Below are 16728 nucleotides of genomic sequence, written 5' to 3' on the forward strand. Positions count from 1 at the left end.
CCAAACTATATGGTATTTGCAACGCCAATATACATGTGATGAACTTCTATAATCGCCCATGTTTTTAGTTTCCTCTTACTTGTGGTGAATAAGAGGTTTACTTCTAGCATGGGCACTCCTTCGGGCAATAGCCCCAAGGTTCAATCACCACCGCCCAAGGCGGTGGTTTAGGGATGACAATAAAAACAGGGGTCGATTACTCGACCCCTGTTTATTACTATGAGAACGCTAGTTTATAGCATTACTTCTTAGCAAGTTTCTCTTTGATACGAGCTGACTTACCAGAACGCTCACGTAGGTAGTACAGTTTGGCACGACGTACTGCACCGCGGCGTTTAACTTCAATGCTATCAACCACTGGAGAGTGAGTTTGGAACGTACGCTCAACACCTTCACCGTTAGAGATCTTACGAACAGTGAATGCAGAGTGTAGGCCACGGTTACGGATTGCGATTACAACGCCTTCAAAAGCCTGTAGACGCTCACGATCACCTTCTTTTACCTTAACTTGAACAACAACAGTGTCACCTGGTGCGAATTTAGGTAGGCCTTGTTTCATTTGCTCTTCTTCAAGAGCCTTGATGATGTTACTCATTTTAAAAATTCCTAGAATAAACTGATACTAAATTAAATAGGTTACTGATGTATTTGAGTTTCTTTAATGAACTCAACCAGTAATAGTTCCTGTTCGTCAGTCAGAGCTAGGTTTTCCAGGAGCTCTGGCCTTCTATGCCAAGTTCGGCCCAACGACTGTTTCAGCCGCCAGCGACGAATATCCTCGTGATTACCGGATTTCAGTACCGCAGGTACTTCTTTTCCATCTAACACTTCAGGACGCGTATAGTGCGGGCAATCTAGCAAGCCATTTGCAAAAGAATCCTCTTCTGCTGAAGCGAAATCTCCTAATACTCCCGGAACAAACCGAGAGACAGAATCAATCAACGTCATGGCTGGCAGTTCGCCGCCTGTCATCACAAAATCACCAATCGACCATTCTTCGTCAACTTCTGATTGGATGATACGCTCATCTACCCCTTCATAGCGTCCGCAAATAAGAACTAGGTTCTCATTCGTCGCCAGCTCTTCGACTCCTTTTTGGTCGAGTTTTCGACCTTGAGGAGAAAGGTAAATGACTTTCGTCTTTCCCGGTGCGGCTTGTTTTGCTGCATGAATGGCATCGCGCAAAGGCTGAACCATCATGAGCATTCCAGGACCACCACCGTAAGGTCTGTCATCGACGGTGCGATGTTTGTCATGAGTGAAATCTCGAGGATTCCAAGCTTCAATAGACAGCAAACCTTTTTTAACCGCTTGACCTGTTACTCCAAAATCAGTAACAGAACGGAACATTTCAGGAAATAGGCTTATAACGCCAACCCACATGTGTTCTCTCGCTCTGAAATTTTAGAGTTAGAATGCCGGATCCCAGTCAACTTCGATCCGTCGAGCTTCGCGATCAACATTCTTGATCACTTGCTCTTCAAGGTACGGTACCAACCGTTCCTTTTGGCCAAAAGCATCTTTCAAATTCGCTTTCACAACCAGAACATCGTTGGAGCCAGTTTCTAATAGGTCAGTGACCTCACCAAGGTTATACCCCTTAGTGGTAATAACTTGCATACCGAACAATTCACGCCAGTAGAATTCATCTGCTGACAATTCTGGTAATGATGCGGGATCAATAGCAATTTCAAAGTTGGTGAGTAGATGTGCGTCTTCTCGAACATCTAAACCTTCAAGTTTTACCACCATACTCTTACCATGGCGCTTCCAACTCTCTACTTTGTACTCGATCCACTGGCCTTTTTGGTTAATAAACCAAGGGCTGTAATCAAAAATACTTTCAGCTTCGTCTGTGTAGGAAAAAACTTTGAGCCAGCCACGAATGCCATAGGTAGCACCAAACTTGCCCATAACAATCTTTTCGTTTTCTTTGCTCATTGTTTCTTTACCTTTCATCGACATAAGCTAATGTTCTTCTATAAAAGTAAGAATTAAGCCGCTTTTTGAGCGTCTTTTACTAGCTTAGCTACGCGATCAGATAGAGATGCGCCTTGACCAACCCAATGGTTAACGCGATCTAGATCAACACGTAGGCCTTCTTCTTGGCCAGTAGCCGTAGGATTAAAGAAACCTACTTTCTCGATGAAACGGCCAGTTACTGCGTTACGGCTATCCGCAACTACGATTTGATAAAATGGACGCTTTTTAGCGCCGTGACGTGCCAAACGAATGGTTACCATGTCGTCCTCTTTGCTTTCTCAATAATAAAATTAACCCCAAAAACCATTTACGAAAAACAGTCTGGGGTCTCGTGCCAAAATAAAGCCTCGGAATTTTACTCTTATTCCGAGGCTTTGCAAGGGGTTTAGCTATTTTTTCACCAGCAGAAGCATTATGCTTTTGCAGTGATGAGCATCACGCTTTAGTAAATTTTAAGCATCGCAATGAGTTAGGTTAACGACCAAAGAAACCGCCGCCGCCCATGCCACCCATTCCGCCCATCATGCCTTGCATATTACGCATCATGCCTTTCATGCCACCTTTCTGCATTTTTTTCATCATTTTCTGCATTTGGGTGAACTGTTTCAGTAAGCGGTTAACATCTTGTACTTGGGTACCAGAACCCGTCGCGATACGTTTTTTACGTGAACCTTTTATCATGTCTGGGTGCTGGCGCTCGTGCATGGTCATAGAACAGATGATCGCTTCCATCTGCTTGAACATCTTATCATCGACCTTATCTTTCACGTTCGCTGGTAGGTTTGCCATGCCAGGCAGTTTATCGAGCATGCCCATCATACCGCCCATATTCTGCATTTGCCCGAGCTGTTCGCGGAAATCTTCTAAATCAAATCCTTTTTTTTCCTTGAATTTTTTAGCTAGGCGTTCTGCTTGCTCGTGATCAACATTACGTTGTAGATCTTCAATTAATGAGAGAACATCGCCCATTCCCAATATGCGTGATGCAATACGATCAGGATGGAAAGGCTCGAGCGCGTCAGTTTTTTCACCGACCCCTAAGAATTTAATCGGTTTACCGGTGATATGACGAACGGAAAGTGCGGCACCACCTCGAGCATCACCATCAACTTTGGTTAAGATAACCCCTGTTAACGGCAGCGCATCACCAAAGGCTTTTGCGGTGTTCGCGGCATCTTGCCCCGTCATGGCATCCACAACGAACAATGTTTCAATCGGATTAATCGCCGCATGCAGATCTTGGATCTCTGCCATCATCAGTTCATCAATAGCAAGACGGCCTGCAGTGTCGACAATCAGCACATCGAAGAATTTCTTCTTCGCATGGTCAATAGCCGCATTGGCGATATCAATCGGTTTTTGGTCGGCTGAAGAAGGGAAAAATTCAACGTCCAGATCGTTAGCTAGCGTTTCAAGCTGTTTTATGGCCGCTGGGCGATAAACGTCAGCCGAAACCACCAGTACTTTCTTTTTATCGCGTTCTTTAAGCAGTTTAGCAAGCTTACCAACACTGGTGGTTTTACCCGCTCCTTGTAAACCCGCCATTAAAATCACTGCTGGCGGCTGGGCTGCAAGGTTAAGCGCTTCGTTGGATTCGCCCATTACCGCTTCAAGCTGCGCTTGAACAATCTTGATGAACTCTTGTCCCGGTGTCAGCGATTTAGACACCTCAACACCCACTGCGCCCTCTTTAACGCGCGCGACAAAATCACGCACTACAGGCAGTGCAACGTCCGCTTCAAGCAGCGCCATGCGCACTTCGCGTAGGGTTTCTTTAATATTGTCTTCGGTGAGACGGCCTTTGCCGCTGATATTTTTCAGCGTCTTGGATAGTCGATCCGTTAAATTTTCAAACATCGTTGTCTCTTCGCTAGTTCGGCGATTAATTGGGGTCAGTATACCTTAGCCAATCTAATAGTCATACCCATTGACGCTTCGCGATAAGCGACTTAAACCCGTAAACGCAACATTGGGTCCCCAAAACAGGGGCAAAAAGAGTTATCTCTGCGATTTATCGAATAAAAGCCTTCACCCTGTTAATTATTTGCACCATGACCTCAACTAAGGTGGGTATATGTCAAATCAATCGGTATCCAACGTAGCTCATTATCGTGATGCAAGGTATAATTCGCCAATTCAGCCACCATTTTGTAAGAAGTATGGAAAACTTAATCGCAATAGTCGCCACTATTTTGTATTTTTTATCCATAGCGACCATTATTCCAGGCTTAGTTAATCAAACTGGGATTCGTGCGCAGACAGTATTGTTCAGTTCAGCACTGGCGCTGGCTTTTCATGCGTGGTTACTGAGTGATTTAATCTTCAACGCTAATGGGCAAAACCTCAGTATGCTCAATGTGGCATCATTGATAAGCTTTATCATCTCACTGGTGATGAGCATTGCGATGTTAAAAACGCGATTGTGGTTTCTGTTGCCGGTGGTGTATAGCTTCGCCGCGATCAACGTCAGCGCCGCCTCATTTCTTCCCAGCATGTTCATGACTCACTTAGAAAACAATCCGCCACTGTTGTTGCATATTTCTCTAGCACTATTTTCGTATTCAACCCTTTCGATTGGCGCACTCTACGCTTTGCAATTGGCTTGGCTGGACTACAAGCTAAAGAAAAAGAAGATGCTAACCATCAACCCCAATTTGCCACCACTACTGATGGTAGAAAGGCAACTGTTTAAAATCATCTTGATAGGTAACGTATTACTTACTGGTACCTTGATTACTGGTTTTGATTTTGTCGGTGATATGTTTGCTCAAGGCAAAGCGCATAAAGGCATTTTGTCTTTCATTGCTTGGGTTGTCTATTCTGTATTGTTGTGGGGACATTACCGAAAAGGTTGGCGCGGTAGAAAAGTGACTTGGTTTGCTGCCGCTGGTGCAACCTTACTCACACTGGCCTACTTTGGTAGCCGTTTTGTAAAAGAAATCATTTTGAGCTAACTCAACACGTTTGATAGCGTATTGACACATTCATTTAATTAGATCATTACTTAATCACACTATTTATAAGGAAACACCACGTTTTGGACGACATTTCAACGGGTATATTGTTTGCACTACTCGCGGGTCTCATCGTAATTTCGGCTTATTTTTCAGGTTCAGAAACCGGCATGATGTCTTTGAACCGCTACCGCTTAAAGCACTTGGCCAATACTGGCCACAAAGGTGCAAAGCGTGTTGAAAAACTGCTTGATCGTCCAGATCGCCTCATTGGTTTGATCCTCATTGGCAACAACCTAGTCAATATTTTAGCTTCTGCAATTGCCACTATTATTGGTATGCGCCTTTATGGGGATCTAGGAGTGGCCATTGCCACTGGTGCGCTGACGTTGGTCGTTCTGGTTTTTGCTGAAGTGACGCCAAAAACATTAGCAGCGCTTTACCCTGAACGCGTCTCTTACGCCAGCAGCATCTTACTGACCTTCTTAATGAAGATATTGTCACCATTGGTGATGTTCATTAACTTCATCACCAATGGTTTTATCCGCTTACTAGGCCTTAAGGCCAAGCATGGGGCGGAGGATCATCTAAGCTCTGAAGAGTTGAGAACCGTCGTCAACGAAGCGGGTGGCCTTATTCCTCGTCGCCACCAAGATATGCTGCTTTCCATTCTCGATCTCGAACATGTTACGGTGAACGACATCATGATCCCACGTAACGAAATTACTGGCATCAATATTAACGATGATTGGAAATCTATCGTGCGTCAGTTAACTCACTCACCACACGGACGCGTGGTGCTTTACCGAGACAAAATTGATGAAGCGGTGGGCATATTGCGCCTTCGTGATGCTTCTCGTTTGATGTTGGAAAAAAAAGAGTTCAATAAAGAGATGATTTTACGTGCCGCTGATGAAGTCTACTTCATCCCGGAAGGCACACCGCTCAACGTACAATTACTTAAATTCCAACGCAACAAAGAACGTATTGGCCTGATCGTTGATGAATACGGTGATATCAATGGCTTGATCACTGTTGAAGATATCCTCGAAGAGATTGTGGGGGAATTCACCACCTCAATGGCACCAAGCTTAGCCGATGAAATTACACCACAAAGTGATGGCAGCTTCTTGATTGATGGCAGCGCAAATATCCGTGACATTAACAAAGGGCTGAAGTGGAAACTGCCAACGACGGGCCCAAGAACCTTAAACGGTTTACTTTTGGAGCACCTTGAAGATATTCCAAGTAGCCATTTAAGTGTCAAAGTTTCTGGCCATGCGATGGAGATTGTGGATGTAGAAGAAAACCGCATTAAGCAGGTTAAAGTCTTTCCACGCAAAACCAAAAAGCATTAATCGCCAGTCACTGCATAAAAGAAAGAAAAAAAGCTTGGTCACTGCCAAGCTTTTTGTTTTTAAAGGGCCAGATCTCGCGATCTTTAATCCACTTTCAGCTCTTTGAGCATCGCCTCAGGTAAAGCAAGCTCATCATTTTTATTCACCGCAATACCTGCTGTGATAATCGCTTGAGCAATCTCTTTAGCTTCTGTTAACGAGTGCATTGAGGCTGTACCACATTGGTATTCGTTTAGTTCAGGGATCTGATCTTGGCTCTCTACTTTTAGCACATCATGCATCGCCGCTAACCACGCTTGCGCCACTTGCGCTTCTGTTGGCGCACCAATCAAACTCATGTAAAAACCTGTACGGCAGCCCATAGGTGAGATGTCGATGATTTCTACATCATGACCATTTAGGTGCGCACGCATAAAACCAGCGTATAAATGCTCTAAAGTGTGGATCCCTTTTTCTGAAAGAATATCTTTGTTTGGAGCAGTAAAACGGAGATCAAATACGGTGATTGTATCCCCTTTAGGCGTCTGCATATTTTTTGCCACACGTACCGCAGGCGCATGCATACGAGTGTGATCTACAGTAAAACTGTCGAGTAATGGCATTGCTTTCTCCTTATTTGGCAAAGAGCGATACTCTGCCTATCAATGTTAGATTATGATCGAGAGATCATTTTAGGTACGAAAAATAGCTTTCAAGAAATTCTTCAAAACTTTGAGTATCGTGTTGTTCTATCTGTTGCTGAGCGGCTCGAGAACGCAGCACTTCCTCTTCCATCACAGACTCAGAATAAGTTTGATAGTAATGTGCCAGGTTGGCTTGTCGGTATTCGGCTCCTAATGCACAACCCACCTTACCGAGCCCGCCAAACTGTTTAGTCTGTTCAAGTAGTTGGGCGGAAAAGGTTAATTCTGGATTATCAATCCACGAGCTTAGTTTCTCGCATACGGATTGGTATGCGTTGCCACCACAAGCGCTATCCATGACTTGCGCTATTTTGCGTAAGTCATGGAATACATTATGCGCCCACGCCTGCAGCGTCAGTTTCTCACCGCGACAGCCAATTTGTAACTCTAAACCCGGTTTACGACCTTCTAAAATCACTTTGTTCCAGTTATCTCGCCAACATGCCAGCTCACAATTGTCCATCGGATCTGAATCGGAAAGAGCTGTCCAAGTGAGGAACAGATCGAGAAAACGCACTTGATCTTCAGTAATACCAATCGGGCTAAACGGGTTTACGTCTAACGAACGCACTTCGATGTATTCGACTCCGCCTCTCTCTAACGCTTGTGACGGCTTTTCGTCATTTTTTGCCACACGTTTAGGACGGATCGGTGCATAGAGTTCGTTTTCTATCTGCAAAACATTGCTGTTGAGCTGACGATGTTCACCATCGACATACACGCCTAGTTCTGCAAACTCTTTTGATGGAGTGCGGATCGCCTGATTCAACCCTTCTAGATATTGATCCAAGCTATTAAAACCAATTTGCAAGCCACTTTGCGCGCTATTGGTATAACCTAAATCACTGAGGCGCAACGAGGTAGCATGAGGCAAATAAAGCGTTTTACCAATATTTTCAAATGGCAGATGGCTTTCACGTCCGCGCACAAACGATGAACATAACGCAGGTGATGCGCCAAAGAAATAGGGAATAAGCCAGCCAAAACGGTAGTAATTACGAATCACACCAAAATAGGCTTCCGATTTTGTCTCAGTACGCTGGGATTTAGTTTGCTCGCCATGCAAGGCATCCCAAAATGATTCTGGAAATGAAAAATTGAAATGCACGCCAGAAATGATCTGCATTAAGCTGCCGTAACGACGCTTTAAGCCTTCTCGATAAAGGGTTTTCATTTTACCCGTATTCGATGAACCATATTGCGCCAGTTCGATATCATCTTCGCTGCCAACATAACAAGGCATAGAAAGCGGCCACATCTTTTCGTCACCCAATTTGGTTTGAGCAAAATGGTGAATATCCGCCAGTTGTGAGAGTAAAGTCGGCACGTCATGAGAGACTGGTGTAATAAATTCAAGCAATGACTCCGCAAAATCAGTGGTGATCCAACGGTTGGTTAATGCGCTGCCGAGTGCTTCTGGATGAGGAGTCAGAGCTAACGAGCCTTCTGGGGTATAGCGTAACGTTTCACGCTCAACGCCTCGGCCAAACTGCTTAAACACTTCTGATTTTTTAGTGACTTGTTCAAGTCGGGCGGCAAAATTAGTCAAAATAATGATTCGCTTATAGGTGAATGATCCGGATGAAAGCGGCTCTAACTCAGCAAGAGAGTAGAATGGAGGCAAACAATCTGCCCCCTATAAATGTGTACTCTAGCGGATGATTTCAAGCTCTTCTACGGGAATATCTAATTTTTCAAGTTGTGGCTTCAACGTTTTCGCATCACCCACCACGATAATTTGATACTCTTGTGGTGCAAACCATTTAGCGGCGAGTTTATTGAGCGTTGATTTTTTTACGTTTTCTACCAGTTCATTTCGTTGCTGTAGGTAATCTTCATCCAAACTATAGGTCAAAATATTACTAAGCAACTGCGCTTTTTGTGATGGTGTTTCATACGTCAGTGCATCTTGTTGGCCGACAGCAAGGCGCATAAATTTTAGCTCTTGGTCGGTTAAGCCACTTTGACTGAATGTTGCCATCTCTTTTTCTATTTCAACGATTGAAGCTACAGTGGCATCAGCACGCACTTGAGCATTGAAAACAATAGCGCCCACTTCTCGATTGCTCGCGAAATAACTCCCAGCGCCATAGGTGTAGCCTTTATCTTCACGCAAATTCTGATTAATGCGGCTGTTAAAGTTGCCCGCTAAATTGAAGTTAGCCAGTTGGCTGAGAAAAAGCTCGCCAGTGGCATCGAAAGGCAACCCTTTTCGCACAAAACGGACGATGCTCTGCGGCGCATCAGGCTTATCAACCAGATATATCTTCCGCTCTGTCAGTGGGTTCACTACTTGGGGACGTAACAAAGGAGAAGCTTCACCGCGCCACTGCCCTAAAAAGGTTAACTGTTTAGCGACCTCTTTTTTGGAAATATCGCCAACGACAACGATTTGCGTACCATGTGGCGTGTAATGTTTCGCATAAAAGCGTTTTACATCTTCTAATGTTAAATCGGTTAGTGATTGCTCAGTACCTTCACTTGAACGCGCAAAAATAGAGTTGCCAAACAGTATTTGACGAGTAGCTTGTGAAGCAAGCCATCCCGGTGTTTGATGCTGATAAACCAACCCTTCCAGCATCTGCTGCTTCAGCCGTGTAAAATCACTCTCTTTGAAAGCAGGATGAAATAAAACTTCTTCAACCACATCCAATGTTGCTGCAACATTCTTCTTCAAACTAGAGACCATAATACTGGTCGAATACTCATTGGCAGTAACACTGATAGTCGAACCTAACGTGTCGAGTTGAGCTTGAATGGCTTCCACTGAGCGTCGAGTTGAACCTTCTTCAAGTAACGCTGCGGTTAAATTAGCTAACCCTTCTTTGCCACGCGCGGCATGTCGCTCTCCTGCTGGTAAATTGATATTAATTAGCACGGTCGGCGTTTCGCTGGTTTGTGTGGCTAATAACTCAATACCGTTATCAAAATAGAGTTCATACAGTGTCGGCATTTGTGCTTTCACACCTTTTGCCACAGAAGGCATGATTGAGCGATCAAATTGATCTTCAACCTGGCGGTAAGCCAATTGATCTTCGGTTATCGTTTGATGCTCGGGCAGCACTCTTTTAGGTGGTACGAAATTAGCTTTTTGAACGGCAAGATCGGCTTTATGTTTAGGCACAACACTTAAGGTAACCTTATGTTGATGAGCAATGAAGCGCTGATAAGCCTGTTGAATTGACTCTGGGGTGACCGCATGAATCTGAGCTAATTGTTGCTCTAGGCGATCAGGCTGCCCATAAAACGTTTCGTTGGACGCAAGCTGCGTCACTTTTCCAGATACGCTTTGCAGCGCAAAAACCGCATTCGCTTCTGCCATACCGGTAATTTGATCTAGTCGACTCTGATCTACCCCTTGTTGTTCAAACTGACTGAGTGTTTGCATTAACTCTCGATACAAAGGAGCAAGCTGAGCCTTTTCACCAGAAGGTGCCATGGCATAAACATAGAAGGTACAAGCCAATTCGGCGCAATCTTGGAATGCACCCGCATTGACGGCTTTTTGAGTTTTGACCAACGCTTGGTAGAGATAACTATTGGTACCGCTGCCTAGCACTTTGGCAAGCGCATCTAGCGATGCTTGACTTTGAGCACCGCGATATTCTGTCGGCCAGCCCACCACAACCATGGGTTGCTGAATGCGATCTTCCAAGGTAATGAAACGATCTTGCGCCAACTGGGCCGGCTGTTTAGGTGCGTTATCAACGGCTGGGCCTGCCGGTATGGTGCCAAAATATTGATTAACCCATTCAAGTGTTTGCTGAACATCAATATCGCCACCAATGGTCAGCACCGCATTATTCGGCCCATACCAACGTAAGAAAAACGCTTTAAGATCGTTGACGTCCACTCGGTCAAGATCTTCTACATAACCAATGGTTTGCCATGAATAAGGGTGTCCTTCGGCATACATCGCCTCCGCCATTTTTTCCCACATCAAGCCATAGGGGCGGTTGTCGTAGTTTTGTGCGCGTTCGTTTTTTACTGTGTCACGTTGGATCTCAAATTTACGTTGAGAAACCGCGTTGAGTAAAAATCCCATCCGATCAGATTCGAGCCACAACACTTTTTCTAGCTGATTTGAAGGCACGGTTTGGTAATAATTAGTACGGTCACGGTTGGTACTCCCATTCATGGTTCCTCCCGCTTCGGTGATCAAACGAAAATGTTCTTGATCGCCAACGTGCTCCGTTCCTTGAAACATCATGTGTTCAAAGAAATGAGCAAACCCTGATTTTCCAACCTCTTCACGTGCCGAACCCACATGATAAGTGACATCGACATGCACTAAAGGATCTGAGTGATCCGGTGAGAGCACGACAGTAAGACCATTATCGAGCTGATATTTTGCATAAGGGATCATCACTTTTTCTGGTTGAGCATCCACTTGCTCAATCAGCGTAACCCCTTTCGGTAATGATGAAAAAAAAGCGATAGGTGCGACCGTTGATGAACAGCCATAAATGGCAATAAGAGAAAGGGCACCTAGCCAAATTTTTCTCATAACAGCTCCTTAGAAAAAACCATAGAATACAGCGGCAAGCATGATGTAACGCAGTGCTTTGCCGATCAAAATAATGACAAAAGTAGGTAAAAATTTCATGCGTAGCCAACCTGCGGCCAAACAAAGCACATCACCCACCACAGGTAGCCAACTAAATAAGAGAGCCCAATAACCATATTTATTGAGCCAAGCTAACGCTTTATGACCGTGCTTTTCGCTTTCAGTTCGATTCGGCAACCAGATACCGAGCCAATAGTTAGTCAGACCGCCGAGGGTATTACCAGCGCTTGCAACGGCGATAACCCAAAATACGGGAAATTGATTCAGGCTTAATGTGGCGAATAAACTCGCTTCTGAGCTTCCCGGTAATAAGGTAGCACTGAGAAAACCACTAAAAAAAAGCACCCACAGAGCAGAGCCAGCAAACCAATACGAGAGCGGTTCCAAATAGGTGCTAAAAATGTCTAACATTTCATATCAAGAAGAACTTTGCCTCGAGTATGGCCTGTTTCAATCTGTTGATGAGCCGCAGCCACTTCCGCCATTGGATAAACAGCTTGAATTTCCGTTTTCAATAAGCCAACGCTAACCATATAAAGCATGGTATCAAGCTGTTCAGGATTAGGATCAACTAACATGCCTGTAGCTTCAAAACCAAGTAATTTTGCTTTTTCACAAATAAGCTCAGCACTTAGAGTCGGAACAGTAACGACACGCGCATGATCTTTCAAGCATTTCAAAGCGTCGAGAGCCGCCTCACCCCCGACTAAATCAATCAGCACATCCACTTCTTCTAAACGCTGTGAAGCAGGAGCAAAATTGTAATTAATCGCATGAGCACCAAGAGTCGCTAAATAATCCAAATTTTGTTCGCTGCACGTGGTATACACTTCGGCTTTTGCTGCTAAAGCAATTTGTACCGCTAAGTGCCCAACACCACCAGCGCCCGCGAGGATCAATACGCGATCCCCCTCTTTCACTTGCGCTTTATTTAGGGCTTGCGCCGCCGTTTGCCCTGCCAGTGGAAGCACTGCTGCTGCTTCTAAGGTCACAGCATCAGGAACAAGGCTGAGTTCGCTTTCTGCCACACACAGGTATTGGCTGTAACCGCCACCACGCAACGGAAACCCAACAAAGCCCGCCACATTATCTCCAATTTGAAAACGGCGATTATCTTCCCCCACCTCAACAACTTGTCCAGAAATATCGTAACCTGGCACCCATGGCAGTTTATCTTTGTTTTGCGCTGCAGCCCACCCCAGACCCGCCCGAGTTTTTACATCAATAGGGTTTACACCAGCAAAAGCCACTTTCACTAACACTTCGCCAGCCTTAGGTTGAGGAACGTCACTGGTTTGAATAACGAGCACCTCTGGTCCACCAAACTCAGTCATTGCGATCTGTTTATTATCCATGTCAAACTTCCCTATTGATAAAAAAAAGGGATGCCTCAGCATCCCTTTGAATATATACCATTTTATTGCTTCTAGTTAATCTTTAGCTCGCAAAATAACCATCGGCTCGTCTAGGCTTAGCCAACAAGAGCAAGCAAAACACCTGCTGCAACAGCAGAGCCCAGCACACCTGCTACATTTGGCCCCATGGCGTGCATCAATAAGAAGTTCTGTGGATTAGCTTCAAGCCCCACTTTGTTCACTACTCGCGCAGCCATCGGTACCGCAGACACACCAGCAGCGCCAATGAGAGGGTTAATATCCTCTTTCGAGAATTTATTAAGCACTTTCGCCATCAACACACCACCAGCCGTACCAATACTGAAAGCAATAGCACCGAGCGCCAAAATACCTAATGTTTCCAAATTCAAAAACTTATCAGCCTGCAGTTTAGAACCAACGCCTAAGCCTAAGAAGATAGTAACGATGTTGATCAGTTCATTTTGCGCAGTCTTGGATAAACGCTCAACCACACCCGATTCACGCATTAAATTACCTAGACAGAACATACCCACTAATGGCGTTGCTGACGGTAAAAATAGAATCGTCATCAATAGCACCGCCAGAGGAAACAGTATTTTTTCTGTCTTCCCAACGTGGCGTAGCTGAGCCATTTTGATTTTTCGCTCTTCAGGTGTTGTAAGTGCCTTCATAATCGGTGGCTGAATGATAGGAACTAATGCCATATAGCTATAAGCCGCCACAGCGATTGCACCTAATAAATCCGGCGATAATTTACTGGCAAGGAAAATAGCGGTTGGGCCATCGGCTCCACCAATGATGGCGATGGACGCAGCATCGGCCATGGTAAATTCCATACCCGGCACATAGTTGAGTAATATCGCACCAAACAGGGTGGCGAAAATACCAAACTGAGCGGCCGCACCTAGCCATAACGTTTTAGGGTTTGCAATCAATGCCCCGAAATCGGTCATCGCGCCCACACCCATAAAGATCAGCAGTGGAAAAACGCCCGTCTCAATACCAACATGATAAACGTAATAAAGCAGACCGCCGGGTTCGGTAAAACCCGCATTCGGAATATTCGCTAAAATCGCACCAAAGCCGATCGGCAATAACAGCAGTGGCTCAAAGCCTTTGCGAATAGCCAAAAACAGCAGTAAACAACCGACCAAAATCATGCAGATTTGGCCTAGCTGAAAATTAGCGATCCCTGTTTCAGACCATAAGGTCAATAATCCGTCCATGGTTCTCCCTTACGCTAAGCTCAGCAATGGTGCACCAACAGTCACAGCATCACCCTCTTTGACATGAAGATCTTGAACAATACCGCCACGTGCCGCACGGATCTCAGTTTCCATCTTCATCGCTTCCAGAATCACTAACACATCCCCTTCTAACACCTCAGAACCGGCTTGAACATTCACTTTAAAAATGTTGCCAGCGAGTGGTGAAGGAACCGCTTCTGCATTGTTACTTGCCGGCACGCTTGATGGCTGTGTTGCTTGAGACTGGCTGGCAGAAATCGAGCTAAGCTGGCCTTGTGGCCCCACTTCAACCGTGTAAATTTGCCCATCCACTTTAACACTGTAGGTTTCAATACCACCTTTTGTCACAACAGTGGCAGGTGTAGGTTTGGCTGACTCCAAGGTTGGCGCAGGCTCAAATGCATCCGGATTGTGACGATTTTTCAAGAACTTCAAACCGACTTGTGGGAACAATGCGTAAGTCAGAACATCATCCACCGTATCTGTAGCTAATGAAATTCCCTCTGCTTTTGCCTTTTCAAGCAATTCAGTGGTCAACACGGCCATTTCTGCATCCAACAAATCGGCTGGACGGCAAGTGATCGGCGTAAGATTACCCAACACCTTGGCTTGCAACTCAGCATTCACTGGCGCAGGCGTTGCACCGTATTCACCTTTTAATACCCCTGCAGTTTCTTTCGTGATGCTCTTATAGCGCTCGCCAGTAAGGACGTTGATCACCGCTTGTGTTCCCACGATTTGAGATGTTGGAGTCACAAGGGGAATGAAACCTAAATCTTTTCGCACACGAGGGATCTCTTCAAGAACCTCATCAAGGCGATCGGCCGCTCCTTGTTCTTTTAGTTGACCTTCCATATTAGTCAACATACCACCAGGAACCTGCGCAATAAGAATACGAGAATCGACACCTTTTAACTGCCCTTCCCATTTAGCGTATTTCTTACGCACTTCACGAAAATAAGTGGCAATCGGTTCAAGCTGTGTCAGGCTAAGGCCCGTATCACGCTCGGTTCCTTCAAGCATAGCGACCACTGTTTCGGTTGGTGTGTGCCCGTAAGTTTGGCTCATTGAAGAGATAGCGGTATCCAAAATATCGATACCAGCTTCTACCGCTTTAACGGCTGTTGCCGCTGAAAGACCAGTCGTTGCATGGCTGTGCAGCGCTAAAGGTACGGCACAAGAGGATTTAATACGAGTGATCAGATCTTCAGCTTCATACGGCTTGAGCAACCCAGACATATCTTTAATACACAAAGAGTGGCAGCCGAGATCTTCCAACCGCTTGGCAAGATCAACCCAAGTATCTGAATTATGAACAGGGCTAGTGGTGTAAGACAGTGTGCCCTGCGCGTGTGCGCCAACATCAATTGTCGCTTTGACCGCTTTTTCAAAATTGCGAACATCATTCATCGCATCAAAAATACGGAAAACATCCATACCATTCGCATGAGCTCGTTCGACAAACTTTTCAACAACATCGTCAGCATAGTGGCGATAGCCTAGTAAATTCTGGCCGCGTAGCAACATTTGCATTGGGGTATTAGGCATCGCTTGCTTAAGCGAACGTAAACGCTCCCATGGATCTTCACCGAGAAAACGGATACAAGCATCAAACGTTGCTCCTCCCCAAGTTTCCAGTGACCAATAACCGATCTTATCGAGCTCTGCTGCAATAGGCAGCATGTCTTCGATACGCATGCGCGTGGCAAATAGTGACTGATGGGCATCACGAAGGACCACATCCGTAATAGCTAGTGGTTTAGACATGCTCATAAACTCCTTTTCATCCTTTCTATGCTATTTAGCTAATGCGCGGTGCTGATGCACTGCTGCAGAAATTGCCGCCACAATTTGCGGGCTCACAGCTGAAGGGTTTGGTTGAACTTTTCGATGTTGAATCGGCGCTGCGATCGGTTGTGGTACTTCTTCCGGTACCAAGGTTGACATTAACCGAACGAGATAAACGAGAATAGTTAGAAAAATAAAGACTACAGCCATCCCCGTAATCATAAGGGTGGCGGCGTCAACTAATAGGCTTCCAATAGTAGTCATGTTGCTTCCTTTTTGTGTCATCCTGACAACAATTGCTACGCATTTTTACAAATGCGATCTTGGCAAGTGGACTAGGATTATCTCGATTGGTTAATAATTGTCAATTTTGTTTAAGGGACTCTTGTAGATAACACACAAAATCGGCGAACAATTACTCACACAAATCACAAAACTCTGAATTTTCTCTATTAAGAAGGGCATTTAACTAGCCAATACGGCTACGTTAATCAAAAAATGATGCAGATACTGAGAGGGAGTTAAAACATTGCAGATTAACAAGATAAAACAAATAGTTGCCATTTTCAATTTAACAAAATAGCAACAAAAAACCAACATAAAAAAGCCCCGCACAATGCGAGGCTTCTTAATAAATGGCGCGCTCAGGAGGATTCGAACCTCCGACCGCCTGGTTCGTAGCCAGGTACTCTATCCAGCTGAGCTATGAGCGCGCAAAGCTTTGATATTAATCAACGATAATCGCTAACAGTATCAGGATCAATGACCCTTT

General features: G+C 45.1%; 15 protein-coding genes and 1 tRNA gene. 2 read left to right on the top strand and 14 right to left on the bottom strand.

All coding sequences use genetic code 11. The annotated features are described in order from the left end of the window. Positions 1-241: 241 nt before the first annotated feature. The 5 genes from rplS to ffh form a co-directional block, all read right to left on the bottom strand. The gene (rplS, locus tag B9J84_RS02835; RefSeq protein ID WP_010319525.1) at positions 242-595 is read right to left on the bottom strand and encodes a 50S ribosomal protein L19; all 354 of its coding nucleotides are present in this window, start codon (positions 593-595) and stop codon (positions 242-244) included. 41 nt (positions 596-636) lie between these two features. After that, positions 637-1383, bottom strand: a complete 747-nt coding sequence (gene trmD, locus B9J84_RS02840; RefSeq protein ID WP_010319524.1) for a tRNA (guanosine(37)-N1)-methyltransferase TrmD — start codon at positions 1381-1383, stop codon at positions 637-639. A 27-nt stretch (positions 1384-1410) separates the two neighbouring features. Further along, positions 1411-1965: a ribosome maturation factor RimM gene (rimM, locus tag B9J84_RS02845; RefSeq protein ID WP_013857691.1), complete on the bottom strand. Its 555-nt coding sequence runs from the start codon at positions 1963-1965 to the stop codon at positions 1411-1413. Positions 1966-1994: 29 nt separating this feature from the next. Beyond that, on the bottom strand, positions 1995-2243 hold the full coding sequence (gene rpsP, locus B9J84_RS02850; RefSeq protein ID WP_010319522.1) for a 30S ribosomal protein S16: 249 nt from the start codon (positions 2241-2243) through the stop codon (positions 1995-1997). A gap of 214 nt (positions 2244-2457) precedes the next feature. Next, positions 2458-3840, bottom strand: a complete 1383-nt coding sequence (gene ffh / locus B9J84_RS02855) for a signal recognition particle protein (RefSeq protein WP_019281904.1) — start codon at positions 3838-3840, stop codon at positions 2458-2460. A 302-nt stretch (positions 3841-4142) separates the two neighbouring features. Between ffh and B9J84_RS02860 the strand changes: the two genes are divergently transcribed. Together B9J84_RS02860 and B9J84_RS02865 are read left to right on the top strand one after the other, a co-directional pair. Further along, positions 4143-4937, top strand: coding sequence for an inner membrane protein YpjD (locus B9J84_RS02860; protein ID WP_094123481.1), 795 nt, complete (start codon positions 4143-4145; stop codon positions 4935-4937). 83 nt (positions 4938-5020) lie between these two features. Then, positions 5021-6295, top strand: a complete 1275-nt coding sequence (locus tag B9J84_RS02865; RefSeq protein WP_017046996.1) for an HlyC/CorC family transporter — start codon at positions 5021-5023, stop codon at positions 6293-6295. 83 nt (positions 6296-6378) lie between these two features. Here B9J84_RS02865 and luxS read toward each other — a convergent pair whose 3' ends face one another. The 9 genes from luxS to B9J84_RS02910 form a co-directional block, all read right to left on the bottom strand. Next, positions 6379-6897 carry an S-ribosylhomocysteine lyase gene (gene luxS / locus B9J84_RS02870; protein ID WP_094123482.1) on the bottom strand — a complete coding sequence of 173 codons (519 nt, stop codon included), beginning with the start codon at positions 6895-6897 and terminating at the stop codon, positions 6379-6381. Between the two features lie 64 nt (positions 6898-6961). After that, positions 6962-8527 (bottom strand): glutamate--cysteine ligase, encoded by a 1566-nt coding sequence (gene gshA, locus B9J84_RS02875; RefSeq protein ID WP_094123486.1) that lies wholly within the window; start codon positions 8525-8527, stop codon positions 6962-6964. A gap of 102 nt (positions 8528-8629) precedes the next feature. Continuing rightward, positions 8630-11485 (bottom strand): pitrilysin family protein, encoded by a 2856-nt coding sequence (locus B9J84_RS02880; protein ID WP_094123483.1) that lies wholly within the window; start codon positions 11483-11485, stop codon positions 8630-8632. A 9-nt stretch (positions 11486-11494) separates the two neighbouring features. Beyond that, entirely contained in the window at positions 11495-11956 is a 462-nt protein-coding gene (locus tag B9J84_RS02885; protein WP_013857698.1) for a YqaA family protein, read from the bottom strand. Then, positions 11950-12900, bottom strand: coding sequence for an NADP-dependent oxidoreductase (locus B9J84_RS02890; RefSeq protein WP_094123484.1), 951 nt, complete (start codon positions 12898-12900; stop codon positions 11950-11952). Before B9J84_RS02890 ends, B9J84_RS02885 begins: the two co-directional genes overlap by 7 nt. Positions 12901-13016: 116 nt before the next feature. Beyond that, positions 13017-14147, bottom strand: coding sequence for a sodium ion-translocating decarboxylase subunit beta (locus tag B9J84_RS02895; RefSeq protein WP_013857700.1), 1131 nt, complete (start codon positions 14145-14147; stop codon positions 13017-13019). 9 nt (positions 14148-14156) lie between these two features. Next, positions 14157-15941 carry a sodium-extruding oxaloacetate decarboxylase subunit alpha gene (oadA, locus tag B9J84_RS02900; protein WP_179217505.1) on the bottom strand — a complete coding sequence of 595 codons (1785 nt, stop codon included), beginning with the start codon at positions 15939-15941 and terminating at the stop codon, positions 14157-14159. 24 nt (positions 15942-15965) lie between these two features. After that, positions 15966-16220 carry an oxaloacetate decarboxylase subunit gamma gene (locus B9J84_RS02905; protein WP_029388148.1) on the bottom strand — a complete coding sequence of 85 codons (255 nt, stop codon included), beginning with the start codon at positions 16218-16220 and terminating at the stop codon, positions 15966-15968. 372 nt (positions 16221-16592) lie between these two features. Then, a tRNA-Arg gene (locus B9J84_RS02910) sits at positions 16593-16669 on the bottom strand. Between the last annotated feature and the right edge of the window lie 59 nt (positions 16670-16728).

It is taken from the genome of Vibrio sp. V03_P4A6T147 (genome assembly GCF_002241085.1).
GTDB lineage: Bacteria > Pseudomonadota > Gammaproteobacteria > Enterobacterales > Vibrionaceae > Vibrio > Vibrio anguillarum.